This is a genomic window from Pseudomonas sp. UC 17F4 (genome assembly GCF_900101695.1).
Lineage (GTDB): Bacteria > Pseudomonadota > Gammaproteobacteria > Pseudomonadales > Pseudomonadaceae > Aquipseudomonas.
The window spans coordinates 575616-595000 of record NZ_FNKV01000001.1; the positions used below are offsets into that span (position 1 = coordinate 575616).

Below are 19385 nucleotides of genomic sequence, written 5' to 3' on the forward strand. Positions count from 1 at the left end.
CCATGTTCTACGTGCAACGCGATGCACAGGGCCAACTGGTCCGGGTAGAGGCCGCACCCTACGCCGAATACACGGAGATGCTCCCGGCCGACCATGCCGAGGTCCAGGAGTGGTTTGCCGACGACGTGGTCGAGAACAGCCTCAAGCAGCTCAAACAGAGTGACCTGGACATGATCCGGGTGCTTGAGGACTTGATCGAAGTGCTGACCACCAAAGGCGTGATCAGCATCACCGACCTGCCGCCCGGCGCCCAGGCCAAACTGCTCAGCCGCTCCAATGCCCGCCAGGTGCTGGGCGGGCTGACCAACCTGATCGACGACAGTGAAGAAAACGGCGGCCTGATCTGACCGCTGCAGGCCCGTTGCGGGCCTGCACGTCCTGCTTCAACGCCAGGGTGCCGGCTCGCCGACCAGGCGTCCCTGAACCCCCTGAATACCCATCTCGCGCAATACCTTGAGCTCACCTTCAGTCTCGACCCGCTCGGCGATCAGCGGCAAGTCGATGCTGTGCGCTGCGCGCTGGATCGCTTCAATGAACAGGCGCTTGTGCCGTTCGTGGTCGATGGCGCGAATGTAACTGCCATCGATCTTGAGGTAGGCCAGGCCCAGGTGCGCCAGGTTGCCGATCATGCTGAAGCGCCCACCAAAGCGCTGCAGGCTGAGGCTGAAGCCCAGGGCCCGCAGGCGCCGGGTGAGTTGCTCGAGCACGGCCTGTTCCGGCAGTTGCTCTTCGCCGATCTCCAGGGTCAGGCGCGGGCCGAGCACGGCGTTCTGGGCAAGCAGGTCATAGACCCGCTGCAATGCCTTGGGGTCAGCCAGGGTTGCGGCCGACAGGTTCAGCGCCAGGGCTTCCTTGTGGCTGTGCATGTGCTTGAGCACTTGCTCAAGCATCAGCACATCGAGCCGCGCCGACCAGCCAAAACGCTCCAGCCACGGCAGGAAGCGCCCGGCGGCAATGGCCTGGCCCTGGGTATCGAGCACCCGCGAAATGACCTTGTAATGCAACACGCGCTCCGGCGCTTCACAGGCCACTACCGGCTGGAAAAACAACTGGAAACGCCCTTGCTGCAGTGCTTCATCCAGCAAGGAATGCCAGGCGTGGTGGGTATCGGCGGCTTGCGGCGCGGTGCCTTGCTCCAGGCACACCCAGCCCGGCTCCAGCTGGCTCTCGGCGCGGGCCAGGGCCTCGTCGGCGAGCTTGAGCAAGGCCTGCGGATCGTCGCCCGGGCTGTAGGGCGCCATGCCGATGCAGGCAACCGGGGTGACATCGCTGGCGCCGGTGTCGGCCAGGCTCTGCAGGGTCACTTCCAGGGCCTGGGCCAGCTGGATCGCCTCTTCGTGCACCAGCCCCGGCGCCAGCACGGCAAATTCGCCGCCGCGGCTGCGGGTGATCAGGTTGTTGGTTTCCGGGTAGTTGGCGCAAGTGCGTTGCAGTTGCTGGCCGACCGCCTGTAGCAACTGGTCGGTTCGCTGGCCGCCCAGGCGCTGGTTGAGCCCGGCCAGGTCCTTGACCCGCAGCAACAGCAGGTAGCCCGGGCGCGCCTCTTCGAGGTTGCTGACCAAGGCGTTGAGCTGCATCTCGAAATAGCGGCGGTTGGCAAGGCCGGTGAGGCTGTCCTGATACGACTCGACCCGCAGCTTTTCACTGCGCTCGGCCTGCTCCTGGAAAAGTGCCTTGAGCTTTTCGACCATCTGGTTCATGGCCTGCACAACCCGGCGCAGCTCAGGGGTACGCGGCAAATCCGGCAGGCTGAGGAACTCACGCCGGGCAATGGCGTGGGACTGCGCCACCATGTAGTCCAGCGGCTTGAGCTGGCGACGCAGCAGCAAGGCGCCAAGCACCGCACTCAGGGCGCCACACAGCAACAGCCAGCCGAGGCTGCCCAGCGCACTCTGCCAGAGCTTGGCCAGGGCGAACATCGGATGGCTGACCACCTCGACCCGCGCCGCCTGCTGCCAGCCGCGGCTGACGATGGCATCGCCACCGGCCGCCTCCAGGCCGATCAGGCGGATGAACCAGGTCGGCACACCGTTGGGGTCGGGTTCGGCGTGGCGCTCGACCAGCAGGGCGTTGGACGCCGTGTCGATGACCTTGATGCTCGAATAGTAACCACTGTCGAAGATCGAGCTGACCATCAGCTCGACCATCGCCGGGTCGTCGATGTTCGGCGTCAGCGACAGCGCCAGCGCCGTGGCGGCGTCCTGGGCATGGGAGCGCAACTGGTTGACGTACTGGCTGCGTGAGCTCTCCAGGCTGACCATGAAGCTGCCGCTGAAGGCGACTACCAGGAACAGGCAGATGGCAAGCAGCAATTGTTTGAACAGTGACATCTGTGCTCCTTCAGTAAGCCGGCTCGGCGGGGAAGCCTTCGGCCTGCATCTTCTTCAATAGATCCTGCCAGCGCGACAAGCGCTTGGTGTCGCCGACCTTCTTGTTACCACCCGCACCAGTCAGCCACAGGCCTTCACCGTTGAAGGAATACACCGGCAGCAGGTCAGGACGCTGGCTGGCGGGCTTGATCGCATCGATCAGGCTGTCGAGTACCAACGGCATGGCCTCCGGGCTTGAATAATAGGTCAGGACCATGTGCGCGCGGTTCTGGCGCAGGGCCTTGACGTAGGTAATGCGCAGTTTTTCTGCCGGAACCCCGAGGCGCCGCAGGCTGAAGTACTTGGCGATAGCATAGTCTTCGCAGTCACCGGCGCCCTTGATCAGTGACTGTACCGGGGTTGCCCAGTAGTCCACTTCGCGCCACAGGTCGATGTCTTCGACATACCGCAGCTGCTGGTTGAAGAACTGGTTGACCACTTTCAGGCGTTCGGCCTCGCTGCCCTGCTTCTGGGTCGCCAGCAGGTTCTGCCAGGCATCAATGCGGTCCTGGCCAGGCCCCAGCGGGCCATACAACGACTGGGCACGGCGGCTGATCTGGGAGAAGTCCCAATCCGCGTGCAGGCCGCCCAGTAACAGGCAGCCGAGCACCACGGCCAGGCCGAGCCGGCGCAGGGTCAATTGAACAGCCCAACGTATCGCCAATGCGAATAATCCGCGCAGACCTGTGGAAAAACGCCGATGGTGCGGCCTCGACCCGGAAAAAACAATGGCACCTTACAATCATTGCGCCAGCAATCCGTTGACCACGGGCAACCCCCTGTCTGGCGAGGGCTGCAACCCGGCTTCCCTTGAACAAAAACTTCCTTCACGATAGCAAGCGCGCGGCCGTTGATTGCTGTTTACTTAATAAATAAGGGTTGGCGAACGCCGCTATTTGACAAGTATCCCTCCCCTAACTAGTGTTGCTGGATATTGGATCCAATTATTTCACTTCGACTTCAGGCAAAAACAGCGTGGCCGGAAAAACCAGACCCCTGAGCGAAATCCTGGGTGGCGAACAAGTGCCGCCACACCTGGCGCGTAGCGTGATTGAAGAGCGGCTGCGCAGTGCCATCCTCGATGGCCGCCTGCCCCCTGGGCTGGCCTTGCGCCAACAGGAGCTGGCAACCTTGTTCGGTGTCAGCCGCATGCCGGTCCGCGAGGCCTTGCGCCAGCTCGAAGCGCAATCGCTGTTGCAGGTGGTGGCACACAAGGGCGCGGTGGTTGCGCCATTGATCGGCGAAGACGCCGTCGATACCTATGCCTTGCGGGTCATTCTGGAGTCCGAAGCACTACGCCAGTCGATCCCGCTGCTCGATGCCGACGACATTGCCCGGGCGCGCAACTACATCACCCAGCTTGAAACCGAAACCCGGCATGCCGAGATCGGGCGCCTCAACCGCCTGTTCCACATGAGCCTGTACAGCAAGGCACCGAACCAGAAGCTGCTGCGCCTGATTGAAAACGAGCTCAACGAAGAAGAGCGCTTCCTGCGCTTCCACCTGTCATCGATGGGCCTGGGCAAGCTGACCCAGGACGATCACATCGGGCTGGTGGACGCCGCAAACGACAAGTCGGTTGAAGATGCCATCAGGATTCTCGAGCGCCACCTGAACAACGGGGCAAAAGCGATCAAGGCCTACCTGAACAGACCACCGGCAGAGTGAACCCACCGCCATCGCCGGCAATCCCGGCCATTGGCAGCTATTGCGCTCGGGGCACCCCTTGAGCGAAAGGAAAGGCAGTGCACGCTCCTACACTTCAGCGCAGAACCGTATCGGGCTCTGCCCAGCCGCCGCAGATCCGCCTGATCTGCCTTGCCTGCAGCCAGGATCATCTGAGCCAGTACCGTGCCTGGTCGGTGGCGCTCAACGACCATATCGAACTGGTGACCGTCAACGTGCTGGCCTACGGCGACCCGATCCGTTCACTGCCCTTGCACGGCAACCACACCCTGATCGACTCGCTGATCGAGCGCTTGCAGGTGTACCTGCGTAAACCCCACGCCCTGTTCGGCCAGGGTGCCGGGGCGCAATTGGCCCTGGCTCTGGCCCGGCACACCGAGCAACTGCACCCGGGGCAAACCCGCCACCTGTTTGTCGCCACCAGCGACAGCCCGCAGGCAGACCCGGCCGAAGCGGCCGCCGGGCTCAGCGTGCCGGTCACTGCGCTGTATCCGTCAGGATCGCTGCCGCGCATGCTCGGCTGGCACGACCACAGCGGCCGGGAGATCGAGCTGATCGAACTGCCCGACGCCGCGGGCGATGCGCCGCAACTCAACCAGCGGCTGATTCAAATCATCAACACCCACCTGGGCCTGCTCAGCCTCTGAGCCCTGCAAACGCAGGGATACCCTGCCCTCCAAGGGCGCGCCCGCGCCGCTGATTTGTCTCTTGCTGTTTCAGCCAGCCATGGCGGCTCTTGCATTTTCGGCACACTCTTACCCGCGCAGCGACCGCTGATCGCCCTCAGGCGGGCCAGGTCGTCTGCTTATCGCACACCTGTAGAAGGAGCCGCGCGCCGGGCAAGGACCGATATCGATCAGCTGCCCTCAAGAGTCAATCAGGTCCGACTTTTATTGTTTCAGTGCTCCGAGTGAGGCATTCACTCATGCAGTTTCAATTCTGACACTTGGTTGCCGGAAGGAGCACTTACATGCCAATAAAACTAACTATAAAAGTTTTATTCCGCCCACTTACACTTTAAAAACAATCACTACAAATATAATTAACAAAGTTGTTGCCGAATACTTAAAAGTTGTTCTAACTTTTTAATGGCACGGGCCACCTCAACCGCCAAGTGCCCGTTCACCGAAGAAAACGATGCCAACTGCATCGATACGTCTGCCATTGCGCTGTTATCGAATAATTCAGTCGAGGCCCCTGCTCGGCCGCTGAAAACTTCGCCGCCGCCGATGAAAAGACATTAACCGGATGTTAGCCAGTGACCAGGAAACCCCATGAATACATTGACTTCGCTTCTTATCGCCCGCAAAGCCGAACTTGCCGCACACCCGATCTTTACTGAAATCGATTGTTTGCCGGTATTGCAACGGTTCATGGAAACCCATGTCTTCGCCGTCTGGGATTTCATGTCGCTGACCAAGCGCCTGCAGCAGGAGCTGACCTGTATCCAGTTGCCCTGGCTGCCACCGCTTGACCCGCACGCCGCACGCCTGATCAACGAAATCGTTCTTGGCGAGGAGTCCGACGACCGCCCCGGCCAGGGCCACTACAGTCATTTCGAGCTGTACCTGGACGCCATGCGCGAGGTCGGCGCCAGCACAGCGGCGATCGAGCGCTTCGTCAGCCTGCAGCGTGAAGGCGTGGGTTACGCCAGTGCCCTGCAGCGTGCAGGCGCCAGCGAGGCAGCCCGGCAGTTCGTCTGCCACACGCTGGAAACCGCCCTGGGCGCACCGGCCCATGGTGTCGCAGCAGCCTTTCTGCATGGCCGCGAAAGCGTCATCCCGACCATGTTCCAGCGCATCCTCGATGACTGGGGTATCAGCGGCGAACAGGCGCCCACCTTCCGTTACTACCTGCAGCGGCACATCGAGGTCGATTCCGAAGACCACGGCCCGGCCGCCGAGGCCTTGCTGGCAAGGCTGGTCAAAGGCGACCCGGTGCAACAACGCCAGGTGCTCGAAGCCGCCATTGCCGCCGTCGACAGCCGCATTGCCCTGTGGGACCGCTTGCGCCTGTCGATGCGTGAAAACGTCGTGGAGACCAGCGCATGAACGCCCTCGACTACACCTCCTGTGCCGAGGCCTGGGAGAGCCGGGCGACCATCCGCACCCGGCCACGACGCCTGGTCGAGGATGATCAGCGCCTGATCTACCCGCTCAGCCGCCAGCCGCTGGTGCTCAGCGAAACCTTTGTCCGCGCGTGCCCGCAGCAGCGCGATTTCGCCCTGGCCCAGAGCCTCTACAAGTTCATCAACGACGTGGTGATTTTCGAGACCGAGATCGTCGATCACACCGCCCGGCGGATCGCCAAGGACCGCTTCGCCATTCGCTTTCCGTTCGCCTGCCGCTATGACGCCATGACCGTGGTGGTCGATGAGGACTACCACGCCCTGGTGGCCATGGACTTCATGCACCAGACCATCGCCCTCACCGGCATCGAGCCGATTGCCCTGCCCCGGGAGATCGAGCTGAGCCGGGCGATACCCGCAGCCCTGGCGCTGGCACCGGAACATCTGCGCGACGCCCTTGAGCTGATTTGCGTAGGTATTGCCGAGAACACCCTGACGGACGACGTCGCCGCCTTTGCCCGCGATGACACGGTCAAGCCCTCGGTCAAGGGGCTAATGGCCGACCACCTGCTCGACGAGGGGCGCCACTCGACCTTCTGGGCGCGGTTGGTACGCATCTACTGGCACAGCGCGCCGGAGGCGGATCGCCGGTGCATTGCCGACATCCTCCCGGTGTTCCTCGCCCAGTACCTGACCAACGACATCCAGAAAACCTTCGATTTCAGCCTGATCGAGCACCTGCCGATCGGCGAGACCGCGCGCCAAGCATTGCGCCAGGAGGTAACGGCGATGGCCTACCCGATCGATCACCGGCATCCGCTGCTGGGCAACATCCTGCGCCTGTTCCGCGCCAGCTCGATGCTCGATTCGCCTTGCGTACAACAGGCCCTGGCGCATTACCTGCCCGAACCAAGGAGAGCGCCATGAGACGCCTGCAAATCTGTCTGATCGGCACAAGCCCGGCATTGGCCCTGCTGCACCAGGAACTGCTCGACCATGGGCACGCGCTGTACCTGGCCGATAGCACCGCAGCCTTGCAGCATCGCCCGTGGCCCCGGCCACAGCTGCTCATCGATGATGGCAGCCTGGCGCTGAGTGCCAGCGATTGGCACAGGCTCGGCGACTGCGCGTTGTTGAGCCTGCGCCTGGGGCTCAACCTGCACAGCACTGGCGAACTGCCGACACTTGAGCTGTTGTGCTGGACCGGCACAGCCACCGCGCAGCGGTTGATCGAGCGCCAGCCGCTGGCAGCGGAGGTGTCCGGCAATGGCCAGCAACTGCGCCGGAAGACCATCGACAGCCTGCAGCAAACCCTCGCGCTGCACGTCAGCCGTTTCTCGCGAAACCCCGACTACCTGCAGCAGGCAGCCGCCATCAGCCCCGGGCAGGAGGACCAGCAACAAGGTCTTGGCTGGCTGGAGCAACTGGCCTGGCTGCATCGCTACAACCAGCACGACAGCCTGCCATTGCTGGCAACTGGCGAAGTAGCGCTGATCGAGCGCCTGCAGCAGAGCCTGCAACTTCATGCCGAACGCCCGGCGCTGAACCTCAACGGCCAGCGCATCAGCTATGCCCGACTGCACGCCCAGGCGGTCGCCATCCAGCAATTGATGGCCGGCTTGGCTATTGACGCCGACCCGCCAGTGATTGGCGTTTGCATGGGCAAATCCGCAGCGCTCTACGCCAGCCTGCTCGCGGTATTCGGCTATGGGGCGGTGTACTTGCCGCTGGATCCTGCGCACCCCGCCGAGCGTCTGCGTTACATCCTCAAGAACGCCGGCGCCAGCCTGTTGCTGCATGACGGTCAAGTCCCAGTGGATGACTTGGCTGTGAAAAGCCTCGACCTGCGCCAGGTGCCCGCAGCGTTGGCGCAGCCGTTGCCGTCATTACTGCGCCAGCGACCGGCGCCAGACGCCCCGTGCGTGGCGATCTACACCTCGGGCACCACCGGCCAGCCCAAGGGCGTGCTGCTCAGCCAGCGTAACCTCAGCCACTTCCAGGCCTGGTACAGCGCTCACGTGCAACTCGATGAGCACAGCCGGGCATTGCAGTTTTCGACCATCGGCTTCGATGCCTCGCTGCTGGACATCCTGCCCACCTGGGTCGCCGGCGGCGAACTGGTGGTGCCCACGCAAGACCAGCGCCGCGACCCGGCTCAATTGCTGGCGCTGATGCGCGAACAGCACGTCACCCACGCCTTCCTGCCGCCAGCACTGCTGAGCATCCTGCCGCGCGATCAAACCCTGGAGTTGAAGCACCTGGTCACCGGTGGCGACGTCTGTGAACCGGAGGTGATTGCACGCCTGGCCGGGCAGTGCCAACTGCACAACATCTATGGCCCGACCGAGACCACGGTACTGGCCACCACCCGGGTGTTCAACACTGGCGACAACAACCGCAACCTGGGCTGCCCGATCGCCAACACGCGGGTGCTGATCCTCGACGAAAACCTGCAACCGGTGATCGAAAACTGCCCCGGTGAGTTGTATATCGCAGGGCCGGGCGTGGGCTTGGGCTATCTGAACAATCCTGCCCTGAGCAACGAGCGCTTCCTCAACCTCAGCCCAGGCGACAGCAGCCTGTTGCGCGTGTATCGCACCGGCGATATCGGCAAATGGACGGCCGAGGGTATCGAGCTTTGTGGCCGGCGCGACAACCAGGTGAAGATTCGCGGCTTTCGCGTCGAACCCGAAGAGATCGAGCACTGCCTGCGCAGCAGCGGCCTGTTCCGCCAGGTGGCGGTGATCATCGATGCCCAGCGGCGGATCCTGGCGTTCTGCGCGCAAGCCACCGGTGATGACAGCGAAGCGGCGCTGCGCCAGCACGCCGAGCAAAGGCTGCCCGACTACATGCGCCCGGGTTTCTATCAGCAACTGGCGCAGATGCCCTACACCGCCAACGGCAAAGTTGACCGCCAGGCGCTGGCGGCACTGCCGCTGGGTTTGGCGCCGAGCCGGCATCACTTCGGTCCGCTAACCCCGGTCGAAGCGCAGCTGGTTGGCCTGTGGAGCACGCTGCTGGAACTGCCCGAGCAGGACATTTCCACCGACGCCAGCTTCTTCAGCCTCGGTGGCCATTCGATCCTGCTGTCGCGCCTGTTGCTGGCCATTCGCGAACAGTTCGGCCGCGGCATTGCGATCAACCGCTTTATCGAGATGCCGACAGTGCAACGCCTGGCCACCCTGGTCAGCGGTGAGCAGGCACAGCTGCCTGGCCTCGACCCGCAAGCTGAACGCGACGCCTGCCGCGAACTGGGCTTGCAGGTGCTGCCAGTGGCGCAACTGGGCGATGTGCACAAGGTGATCGTCACCGGCGCCAACAGCTTTCTTGGCGTGCACCTGGTCGAAGCGCTGCTGCAATGGGGCGCCAGCGAAGTGGCCTGCCTGGTGCGCGCCAACGCCAGTCAGTCAGCCGAGCAACGCTTTAGCGCGGCGCTGGTAGAGAACGGCTTGCATGGGCTGGACATGAGCCGGGTGAAAGTCTTCGCCGCCGACCTGCGCCAGCCGCGCCTGGGCCTCGCCGAAGCCGACTACAACTACCTCGACAGCGAGTACGGCGCGCTGTTGCACAACGCCGCGCAGGTCAACCATGTGCTGGATTACCAGAGCCTCGCCGCCGACAACGTCGAGCCGCTGTTCGAGTGCCTGCGCCTGTGCGAAGGCCGGCGCAAGAAGGTCTTCAATTTCATCTCGACCCTGTCGGCGTGCAGCGCCATCGACGCCGACGGCCAGGTCCTCGAACAAGACCCGGCCGCCACCCCGCCGATCTATATCCGCAACGGCTACAACCTGAGCAAATGGGTGGGCGAGCGCATTCTTCAGCGCGCCCGCGCCCAGGGCGTGTGGGTCAACCTGTACCGCCCCGGCAACATCACCTTCGACAGCCGCAATGGCATCTGCCAGCCCCAGCGCAACCGGTTGATGCTGATGCTCAAAGGCTCGCTGCAACTCGGCCAGGTGCCGGCGCTGGAGCTCAACTTCGACCTGATGCCGGTGGACTTTCTGGCCCGCTTCATCGCCTTCCACAGCAGCCGCTACCAGCCCGAACGGGCGGTGTTCAACCTGCACAACCCCGAGCCTTTGAGCTGGCGCGATTACGTCTCGGTGTTCCGCGACAGCGGCAGGCCATTCGAGCTGGTCAGCGTTGAGCAGTGGCAGCGGCAGTTGCAGCGGGTCGACCGCGACAACGCCCTGTTCGATGTGCTGGGTTTCTACCTGGACGGCTTTGAGGAAGACATCGGCGACATCTCGCGAATCCAGCACGACAACGCCCGCGCCGGCGTCCAGCGCATGGGCGCCCGTTACCCGCGCAAAACCCCGCAGCTGCTGCAACGCGGCTGCCAGTACCTGCACGACATCGCCTTCATCTGAGCAGCTTCAACCCAACCAGGAGAGACACCATGCAAGCACTCCAACCCGACACACTTATCCACAACCCCGAAGGCTGCCACGTAGTGGCCAGCGTCGAGATCGCCAGCGCTGCCGCCAGCGTCTGGAACATCGTCGGCAACTTTGCCGGCTTCCCGGTGTTCATCCCGGCCCTGGCGCACATCGAGATGACCGGTAGCGGCGTACGCTCGGTGCGCAAGAAGCTGTTCAAGGACGGCAACGTGGTCATCGAGCAGCTCAACAGCCGCGACGACCAGGCCATGTACATGACCTGGAGCCTGATCTACACCAGCCTGAACATCGGCAACCTGTGGGCGGCGATGCAGGTCGAGGCGCTGGGCGAGCGTCAGGCGCGGGCGACCTGGACCATCCAGGCCGAGCCATGGCAAGGCGGCAGCGAGGCAATGCCTGGCTTTCAGGCGTTTTTGCAGGGGTTTGCCGATGAGGCAATGAACAATGTGAAGAATTTGCTGAGTTAAACCCGATCGCGGGGCAAGCCCGCTCCGGCAAGAGCGAGCTTGCCCTGATCAACAGTTGCAAAATATTCCAAGGATGCCAACAATGAGACTAATTATCATTTATGACCCCTTCAGCAGCGCACCTTCATGCCCTCTCGAGAGTCCGTGCACACGCTTTACAGCCATCACCACGGCTGGCTGAACACCTGGCTGCGCAGCAAGCTGGGCAACGCCGCCGATGCCGCGGACCTGGCCCAGGACACTTTCGTGCGCCTGTTGCAGCGGCGTGAACTGTTGGAGCTGAACGCCCCCCGGGCATTCCTGCGTACCATCGCTCGCGGCCTGGTGATCGACCACTGGCGCCGTGAGGAGCTGCAGCGCGCCTACCTCGAAGCCCTGGCGCATCTGCCAGAGGCCGAAGTGCCTTCGCTTGAAACCCGCGAACTGCTGCTGGAGCTGCTTGAGCGCATCGCGCAGATGCTCGACGGCCTCAAGCCGAAAGTGCGTCGCGCGTTTCTCCTGGCCCAGTGCGAAGGCTTGAGCCACAAGGACATTGCCGAACAGATGGGCGTGTCGCTGCGTTCGGTCGAACGCTACGTGGCCGATGCGCTCTATCATTGCTACCTGCTGCGCTACGAGTCAGAGGCGTAAGCCGTCATGACCACCCTCAACCCCGGCCCGCGCGTGGTCAAGCAAGCCATCCACTGGATGCTCAAGCTGCGCGAAAGCGGCCACAACGCGCTGCTGCAGCAGCAATGCGAACAGTGGCGTGCAACCCATCAGGAGCACGAGCTGGCCTGGCAACGAGTGCAGTCGCTGCAGCAGGAACTCAACCTGCGCGCCGTGCCAGGGGCCAGTGTGGCCTTGCAGACCCTTGAGAACAGCAGCCAGCGCCTGCAACGACGCCAGGCCCTGAAGCTGCTCAGCGGCGTGCTGGTGCTCGGCTCGGCGACCTGGCTGGGTAAGGACCTGCAGCTAATCAGCCCCTGGACTGCGGATTTCGCCAGCGCCACCGGCCAGCGTCGCAGCGTGCGCCTGCCCGATGGCTCGCTGCTGCAACTGAACACCAACAGCGCCGCAGACCTTGCCTTTGAGGCCGATCAGCGCCTGATTCGTCTCAAGCACGGCGAGTTGATGCTGACCTGCGCCAAAGACACAAGCACCCCGGCTCGACCGTTGCTGGTCAGCACCCGCGAAGCCTTGCTGCAAGGCTTCGACGGCCGCTTCGTGGTGCGCCAGGACGACGACTGCACCCGCGTCAGCGTCAGCCAGGGCAGCGTCGCCATCCACTCGCCAGGCCCGATGCAATGGATTCACGCCGGCCAGAGCTATCGCCTCGATGCCCGCGGCGCGACCCTGCTGCACAATCAGGACATGGATGCCGGCGCCTGGGCCGAAGGGCTGATCGTCACCCGCGACATGCGCCTGGGTGATTTTCTCGCTGAAGTCGGGCGCTATCGCCATGGCTATGTCAGCTGCGCCGACGACATTGCCGACTTGCGCCTGTCAGGTGTGTTCCGCCTTGCAGACACCGACAAGCTGTTGCAACTGCTGCCACAGACACTGCCGATCAAGGTCAGCTATCGCACCCGCTGGTGGGTGCGCCTGGAACGGCTGGCGTGAAGTGATTTTTTTTTTGGCGGGTTTTACCCACGAGTCCGGCTAGGACAGTAAGCGACTCTTTCTGCCCTTACCGACTCTACGGATGCTCTCCATGCGTAATGCTTCGCCCCTGTTGCGGCTCAACAAGAAGAATGATTTTCAACCTTCCTTAGATTCTGCCTGTTCCAGTGTCCTCGGCAAGGCCATCCGCGCCGCGCTGCTCGGCACCGCCCTGGGCATCACTGCGGTGCCGGCAATGACACTTGCATCACCAGCAGGCAGTGTCAGCCAGCAGTACAACATCCCTGCCGGCTCTCTGGATGAGGTGCTCAACCAGTTCGCCCGCCAGGCTCAGATCACCCTGTCGAGCACCCCGCAAATGACCCAGGGCCTGCAGTCGCCGGGCCTGCAAGGCAGCTACGCCACCGACCAGGCGCTGCGCCAGTTGCTCAACGGTTCGGGCCTGGAGGCCGTCAGCCAGGATGGCGGCAGCTATGTGCTGCGGGCTCAGGCACAGGACGCAGCGCTGTCGTTGCCAAGCACCGAAGTGCGTGAGTTCGCCCTGGGTAACGCCCTGGGCAGCATGGAAGGCTACAACGCCACTCACAGCCAGGTTGCGACCAAGACCAGTGCGCCGATCCTGGAAACCTCGCAGTCTGTATCGGTGGTGACCCGTCAGCAAATGGACGACCAGGGCTCGCAGACCGTGGCCCAGGCCATGCGCTACACCCCGGGCGTGCTGACCAACCCTTATGGTGCGACACACCGCTACGACTACGTAGCCATGCGCGGCTTCAACGACGGCTCTGTGGATAACATCTACCTGGACGGCCTCAAGTCCATGGGTGACAGCGGCACCTACAGCACCATGCAGGTCGATCCGTACTTTCTTGAGCGCGTGGACATCCTCAAGGGGCCATCTTCGGTGCTCTATGGCCGCAGCTCACCCGGCGGCCTGGTCGCCCTGACCAGCAAGAAGCCACTGTACGAGGCCTACCATCAGGTACAGGCCACTGTTGGCACCCAGGGCCAGCGTGGTGTCGGTTTCGACTTCAGCGGCCCGCTGGATGACGACAAGCGCATCGCCTACCGTCTGGTGGGCCTGGCCGATCAGTCCGACACCCAGTTCGACCACAACGAGGAAAAACGCTTCGCCCTGGCCCCGACTGTCAGCATCAATTTCAGCGAAGACACCTCGCTGACCCTGCAGGCCTACCTGCAGCACGACCCCGACGGCGGCTATCACGGCGGCGTGCCGGCCGATGGCGCGCTGCACCAGCGCAATGGCCAGCGTATCTCCGATCACTTCTTCGAAGGCGAGCCGGGTGTCGACCGCTACGAGCGCGACCAGCAGTCGTTCGGCTATCAGTTCGAGCATCGCTTCAACGACGTCTTCACCGCGCGGCAGAACTTCCGCTACCTGGACTCGACGGTGAAAATGGACCAGGTGTATGCCTGGGGCTGGACCACGCCGACCAGCAACGAGCTGAACCGCTACTACACCGGCGGCGATGAAAAGCTCCACGCGTACATCATCGACAACATGCTCCAGGCTGAATACTTCACCGGCAGTGCCAAGCACACCACCCTGCTGGGCCTGGACTATCAGCGGCGCAAAACCGTGGTCGACTGGCGCAGTGGCTCGCTGGCGCCGATCAACGCCTTCGACCCGCAGTACGGCAACTCGAAAATCACCTACTACAACCCCACCAGCTACCTGCGTCGGCTGCAGCAGACCGGCGTGTACCTGCAGGACCTGATCGAGCTCGACCAGTGGCGCTTCTCCCTGGGCCTGCGTCAGGACTGGGTGAAGACCTCGGACGAGAACCGTATCGCCGAAGCCAGCCGCCCGCTGGGCACCAGGATCAGCGACCAGCGCACCAAACTGACCGGCCGCGCCGGCGTGCTGTACCTGTTCGAAAACGGCATTGCGCCGTACATCAGCTATTCCGAGTCGTTCAACCCCAACTCCTACGCCGACCAGGCCGGCAATCCGCTGGCGCCGACCGAGGGCACCCAGTGGGAAGCCGGCATCAAGTACCAGCCACCGGGCACTGACAACCTGTTTACCGCTTCGGTGTTCCGCATCGAGCAGGAGAACCTGGCCTCCAAGCTGCCGCAGGAAGAGTTCTATCGTCCTGTAGGCCAGGTCCGTTCCCAGGGCCTGGAGCTGGAAGCCCACATGCAGGTCACCGACAACCTGAAAGTCCTCGGCAGCTACACCTTCACCGACATCGAGTACGCCAAGTCGATGCCAAGCACGCTGTTCGGCAGCGACCTCGACAACAAGGGCAACTCGCCAACCCAGGCACCGCGACACATGGCCTCGCTGTGGGCTGACTACAACTTCCGCCAGGGCGCCCTCGACGGCCTGCGCCTGGGCGGCGGTGTGCGTTATGTCGGCTACAGCTGGGTGGATGCCGAGAACACCATGAAGGTGCCCTCCTACACCCTGTTCGACGCGTCGGTTGGCTATGACCTGGGCAAGGTCGGGCTCAAGGGCGTGGATGTGCGGCTCAATGCCAACAACCTCACCAATGAGAGCTACATCGCCTCCTGTGCCAGCCTGAGTTACTGCTACATGGGCGAAGAGCGCAATGTCAGCGCCACGGTCAGCTACCAGTTCTGACCTCACCTGTATGAACGCCAAAGCCAGCACCTGATTCCGGGGGCTGGCTTTGTTGTATCTGGCGACTTATTCCGGACCTTTACCCATGCGTCAGCTTTACGTACTGCTTCACCGCTACCTTGGCCTGATCACTGCGCTGTTTTTGGCCATGGCGGGCCTAACCGGCAGCGTCCTGGCCTTTCATCACGAACTGGATGAATGGCTCAACCCGTCCTTCTATGAAGCGCCCACCGTGGGTGAACGCCGGCAACCCGGGGTGCTTGTGGATAAGTTGCAGGCCGAGCATCCGCGCCTGCAAGTCTGGTACATGGAATACCCGAACGAGCCCGGGCATGCGGCGCTGCTGGCCATGGTGCCGCGCAATGACCCAGCCAGCGGCGAGCCCTATGCCGAGAAGAACACGGTGTTCTATCTCGACCCCGTCAGTGGGTTGACCCTGGGCCAGCGCTACTGGGGTGAATGCTGTTTCTCCCGCGAGAACTTCATGCCGTTCATGCTCGAGCTGCATTACAGCCTGACCCTGCCCGGCAACTGGGGGATTCTGCTGATGGGTGTGGTGGCGATCATGTGGGTAATCGACTGCTTTATCGCCGTGCTGCTGACCTTGCCGCGTGGGCGGCCGTTCTGGGGCAAGTGGGCGAAAGCCTGGAAGATCAAGGGTGGCCATGCCTATCGGCTGAACATGGATATCCACAGGGCGGGCGGTTTGTGGTTGTGGCTGTTGCTGCTGCCGATTGCGATCAGCAGCGTGGCAATGAACCTGCCGGCCCAGGTGTTCAAACCGGCGGTGTCACTGTTTTCACCGATTGAGCCAAGCGTTTATGAAGCCCGTGGCGGGTTACCCAAGGAACAACTGGGGGTGACCCAGCTGAACTATCAACAGGCCTACCAGCTGGCGCAGCAGGAAGGTCAGCGGCTGGGGCTAACGGCACCGATCGGTGAGCTGTACTACAGCTTCGAGTACAACTTCTATGGTGCGGGGTTTGGCCAGCACGATACCGATGCCCAGGGTAAGTCCTGGTTGTTCTTCCACGGCACTGACGGGCATTTGCTGGGCAAGGAGATTGCCGGGCAAGGCACCTTGGGGGAACGCTTTTACCGCTTGCAGTTACCCATACATGGCGGGCGCATCATCGGCATGACCGGCCAGGTGTTGATTGCAGTGTTGGGAGTGATGATTGCGGTGCTGTCGCTGACCGGGGTGTATATCTGGTGGCGCAAGTTGCAGGCGCGGCGCAGTGGCAAGGTGCGAAGAGCTGGGTAAGTCAGCGGCTGTTCTGGGGCTGCTATGCAGCCCATCGCTGGCAAGGCCAGCTCCCGACAGGTCCCTGAAAGACAAAACCCCTGTCTGCAGGGCAGACAGGGGTTTCGGAATGAATCTTGACGATGACCTACTCTCACATGGGGAAACCCCACACTACCATCGGCGATGCATCGTTTCACTGCTGAGTTCGGGATGGGATCAGGTGGTTCCAATGCTCTATGGTCGTCAAGAAATTCTGTGTGCCGATCCGTCTGTTGCGACGTGCCAGCGAATTCTTGATGCTTCTACCTTAAAGACAAAACCCCTACCTGCATATGCAGATAGGGGTTTCGGGATTTAATCTTGACGATGACCTACTCTCACATGGGGAAACCCCACACTACCATCGGCGATGCATCGTTTCACTGCTGAGTTCGGGATGGGATCAGGTGGTTCCAATGCTCTATGGTCGTCAAGAAATTCTGTTGCCAGAAGGTCTTGTTCAGACACTCCAGCGAATCGGGTATGTGATGTTTGTGAGTTACAAATCTTCGGCTGTGCAGTCTTCACAACACCGCAATCTGGCTTTCGCTCAAATTGCTTGGGTGTTATATGGTCAAGCCTCACGGGCAATTAGTATTGGTTAGCTCAACGCCTCACAGCGCTTACACACCCAACCTATCAACGTCGTAGTCTTCGACGGCCCTTCAGGGAGCTCAAGGCTCCAGTGAGATCTCATCTTGAGGCAAGTTTCCCGCTTAGATGCTTTCAGCGGTTATCTCTTCCGAACATAGCTACCCGGCAATGCCACTGGCGTGACAACCGGAACACCAGAGGTTCGTCCACTCCGGTCCTCTCGTACTAGGAGCAGCCCCTCTCAAATCTCAAACGTCCACGGCAGATAGGGACCGAACTGTCTCACGACGTTCTAAACCCAGCTCGCGTACCACTTTAAATGGCGAACAGCCATACCCTTGGGACCGGCTTCAGCCCCAGGATGTGATGAGCCGACATCGAGGTGCCAAACACCGCCGTCGATATGAACTCTTGGGCGGTATCAGCCTGTTATCCCCGGAGTACCTTTTATCCGTTGAGCGATGGCCCTTCCATACAGAACCACCGGATCACTAAGACCTACTTTCGTACCTGCTCGACGTGTCTGTCTCGCAGTCAAGCGCGCTTTTGCCTTTATACTCTACGACCGATTTCCGACCGGTCTGAGCGCACCTTCGTACTCCTCCGTTACTCTTTAGGAGGAGACCGCCCCAGTCAAACTACCCACCATACACTGTCCTCGATCCGGATAACGGACCTGAGTTAGAACCTCAAAGTTGCCAGGGTGGTATTTCAAGGATGGCTCCACGCGAACTGGCGTCCACGCTTCAAAGCCTCCCACCTATCCTACACAAGCAAATTCAAAGTCCAGTGCAAAGCTATAGTAAAGGTTCACGGGGTCTTTCCGTCTAGCCGCGGATACACTGCATCTTCACAGCGATTTCAATTTCACTGAGTCTCGGGTGGAGACAGCGCCGCCATCGTTACGCCATTCGTGCAGGTCGGAACTTACCCGACAAGGAATTTCGCTACCTTAGGACCGTTATAGTTACGGCCGCCGTTTACCGGGGCTTCGATCAAGAGCTTCGCGTTAGCTAACCCCATCAATTAACCTTCCGGCACCGGGCAGGCGTCACACCCTATACGTCCACTTTCGTGTTTGCAGAGTGCTGTGTTTTTAATAAACAGTCGCAGCGGCCTGGTATCTTCGACCGGCATGGGCTTACGGAGCAAGTCCTTCACCCTCACCGGCGCACCTTCTCCCGAAGTTACGGTGCCATTTTGCCTAGTTCCTTCACCCGAGTTCTCTCAAGCGCCTTGGTATTCTCTACCCAACCACCTGTGTCGGTTTGGGGTACGGTTCCTGGTTATCTGAAGCTTAGAAGCTTTTCTTGGAAGCATGGCATCAACCACTTCGTCGCCTAATGGCAACTCGTCATCAGCTCTCGGCCTTAAGATCCCGGATTTACCTAAGATCTCAGCCTACCACCTTAAACTTGGACAACCAACGCCAAGCTGGCCTAGCCTTCTCCGTCCCTCCATCGCAATAACCAGAAGTACAGGAATATTAACCTGTTTTCCATCGACTACGCTTTTCAGCCTCGCCTTAGGGACCGACTAACCCTGCGTCGATTAACGTTGCGCAGGAAACCTTGGTCTTTCGGCGTGGGAGTTTTTCACTCCCATTGTCGTTACTCATGTCAGCATTCGCACTTCTGATACCTCCAGCAAGCTTCTCAACTCACCTTCACAGGCTTACAGAACGCTCCTCTACCGCATCACCTAAGTGATACCCGTAGCTTCGGTGTATGGTTTGAGCCCCGTTACATCTTCCGCGCAGGCCGACTCGACTAGTGAGCTATTACGCTTTCTTTAAAGGGTGGCTGCTTCTAAGCCAACCTCCTAGCTGTCTAAGCCTTCCCACATCGTTTCCCACTTAACCATAACTTTGGGACCTTAGCTGACGGTCTGGGTTGTTTCCCTTTTCACGACGGACGTTAGCACCCGCCGTGTGTCTCCCATGCTCGGCACTTGTAGGTATTCGGAGTTTGCATCGGTTTGGTAAGTCGGGATGACCCCCTAGCCGAAACAGTGCTCTACCCCCTACAGTGATACATGAGGCGCTACCTAAATAGCTTTCGAGGAGAACCAGCTATCTCCGAGCTTGATTAGCCTTTCACTCCGATCCACAGGTCATCCGCTAACTTTTCAACGGTAGTCGGTTCGGTCCTCCAGTCAGTGTTACCTAACCTTCAACCTGCCCATGGATAGATCGCCCGGTTTCGGGTCTATACCCAGCGACTAAACGCCCTATTAAGACTCGCTTTCGCTACGCCTCCCCTATTCGGTTAAGCTCGCCACTGAATATAAGTCGCTGACCCATTATA

Annotated in this window: 13 protein-coding genes and 3 rRNA genes (1 of these 16 only partly in view); 11 read left to right on the forward strand and 5 right to left on the reverse strand. The window is 61.3% G+C overall.

What is annotated here, in order from left to right; all coding sequences use genetic code 11:
• The first annotated feature begins 2 nt into the window (after window positions 1–2).
• On the forward strand, window positions 3–347 hold the full coding sequence (locus BLR26_RS02515; protein WP_045197926.1) for a hypothetical protein: 345 nt from the start codon (window positions 3–5) through the stop codon (window positions 345–347).
• A gap of 36 nt (window positions 348–383) precedes the next feature.
• Here BLR26_RS02515 and lapD read toward each other — a convergent pair whose 3' ends face one another.
• Both lapD and lapG read right to left on the reverse strand, forming a co-directional pair.
• The gene (gene lapD, locus BLR26_RS02520; RefSeq protein ID WP_093377481.1) at window positions 384–2330 is read right to left on the reverse strand and encodes a cyclic di-GMP receptor LapD; all 1947 of its coding nucleotides are present in this window, start codon (window positions 2328–2330) and stop codon (window positions 384–386) included.
• A gap of 10 nt (window positions 2331–2340) precedes the next feature.
• Window positions 2341–3033 (reverse strand): cysteine protease LapG, encoded by a 693-nt coding sequence (gene lapG / locus BLR26_RS02525; protein WP_093377486.1) that lies wholly within the window; start codon window positions 3031–3033, stop codon window positions 2341–2343.
• A gap of 311 nt (window positions 3034–3344) precedes the next feature.
• On the opposite strand from lapG, the gene BLR26_RS02530 reads away from it, so the two are divergent.
• The 10 genes from BLR26_RS02530 (at window position 3345) to BLR26_RS02575 (ending at window position 16464) form a co-directional block, all read left to right on the forward strand.
• Complete coding sequence (locus BLR26_RS02530; protein ID WP_045197932.1) at window positions 3345–4037, forward strand: GntR family transcriptional regulator; 693 nt, start codon at window positions 3345–3347, stop codon at window positions 4035–4037.
• A gap of 77 nt (window positions 4038–4114) precedes the next feature.
• Window positions 4115–4702 carry a thioesterase domain-containing protein gene (locus BLR26_RS02535; protein ID WP_093377491.1) on the forward strand — a complete coding sequence of 196 codons (588 nt, stop codon included), beginning with the start codon at window positions 4115–4117 and terminating at the stop codon, window positions 4700–4702.
• 627 nt (window positions 4703–5329) lie between these two features.
• Window positions 5330–6106, forward strand: a complete 777-nt coding sequence (locus BLR26_RS02540) for a DUF3050 domain-containing protein (protein WP_093377496.1) — start codon at window positions 5330–5332, stop codon at window positions 6104–6106.
• Window positions 6103–7050, forward strand: a complete 948-nt coding sequence (locus BLR26_RS02545) for a diiron oxygenase (RefSeq protein WP_045197937.1) — start codon at window positions 6103–6105, stop codon at window positions 7048–7050. The genes BLR26_RS02540 and BLR26_RS02545 overlap by 4 nt, the downstream gene beginning before the upstream one ends.
• Window positions 7047–10493: a non-ribosomal peptide synthetase gene (locus tag BLR26_RS02550; protein ID WP_093377499.1), complete on the forward strand. Its 3447-nt coding sequence runs from the start codon at window positions 7047–7049 to the stop codon at window positions 10491–10493. Before BLR26_RS02545 ends, BLR26_RS02550 begins: the two co-directional genes overlap by 4 nt.
• Window positions 10494–10522: 29 nt before the next feature.
• Window positions 10523–10990 carry an SRPBCC family protein gene (locus BLR26_RS02555; RefSeq protein WP_093377504.1) on the forward strand — a complete coding sequence of 156 codons (468 nt, stop codon included), beginning with the start codon at window positions 10523–10525 and terminating at the stop codon, window positions 10988–10990.
• A 126-nt stretch (window positions 10991–11116) separates the two neighbouring features.
• The gene (locus BLR26_RS02560) at window positions 11117–11620 is read left to right on the forward strand and encodes a sigma-70 family RNA polymerase sigma factor (RefSeq protein ID WP_093377508.1); all 504 of its coding nucleotides are present in this window, start codon (window positions 11117–11119) and stop codon (window positions 11618–11620) included.
• A gap of 6 nt (window positions 11621–11626) precedes the next feature.
• Window positions 11627–12592 (forward strand): FecR domain-containing protein, encoded by a 966-nt coding sequence (locus BLR26_RS02565; protein WP_093377513.1) that lies wholly within the window; start codon window positions 11627–11629, stop codon window positions 12590–12592.
• Between the two features lie 91 nt (window positions 12593–12683).
• Window positions 12684–15200 carry a TonB-dependent siderophore receptor gene (locus BLR26_RS02570; RefSeq protein WP_093377518.1) on the forward strand — a complete coding sequence of 839 codons (2517 nt, stop codon included), beginning with the start codon at window positions 12684–12686 and terminating at the stop codon, window positions 15198–15200.
• An 85-nt stretch (window positions 15201–15285) separates the two neighbouring features.
• Window positions 15286–16464: a PepSY-associated TM helix domain-containing protein gene (locus BLR26_RS02575; protein ID WP_093377521.1), complete on the forward strand. Its 1179-nt coding sequence runs from the start codon at window positions 15286–15288 to the stop codon at window positions 16462–16464.
• A gap of 114 nt (window positions 16465–16578) precedes the next feature.
• On the opposite strand, the gene rrf (BLR26_RS02580) is transcribed toward BLR26_RS02575, so the two are convergent.
• The 3 genes from rrf (BLR26_RS02580) to BLR26_RS02590 form a co-directional block, all read right to left on the reverse strand.
• Window positions 16579–16694, reverse strand: a 5S ribosomal RNA gene (rrf, locus tag BLR26_RS02580).
• Window positions 16695–16804: 110 nt separating this feature from the next.
• A 5S ribosomal RNA gene (rrf, locus tag BLR26_RS02585) occupies window positions 16805–16920 on the reverse strand.
• Window positions 16921–17055: 135 nt separating this feature from the next.
• A 23S ribosomal RNA gene (locus BLR26_RS02590) occupies window positions 17056–19385 on the reverse strand; it runs 560 nt beyond the window's last position.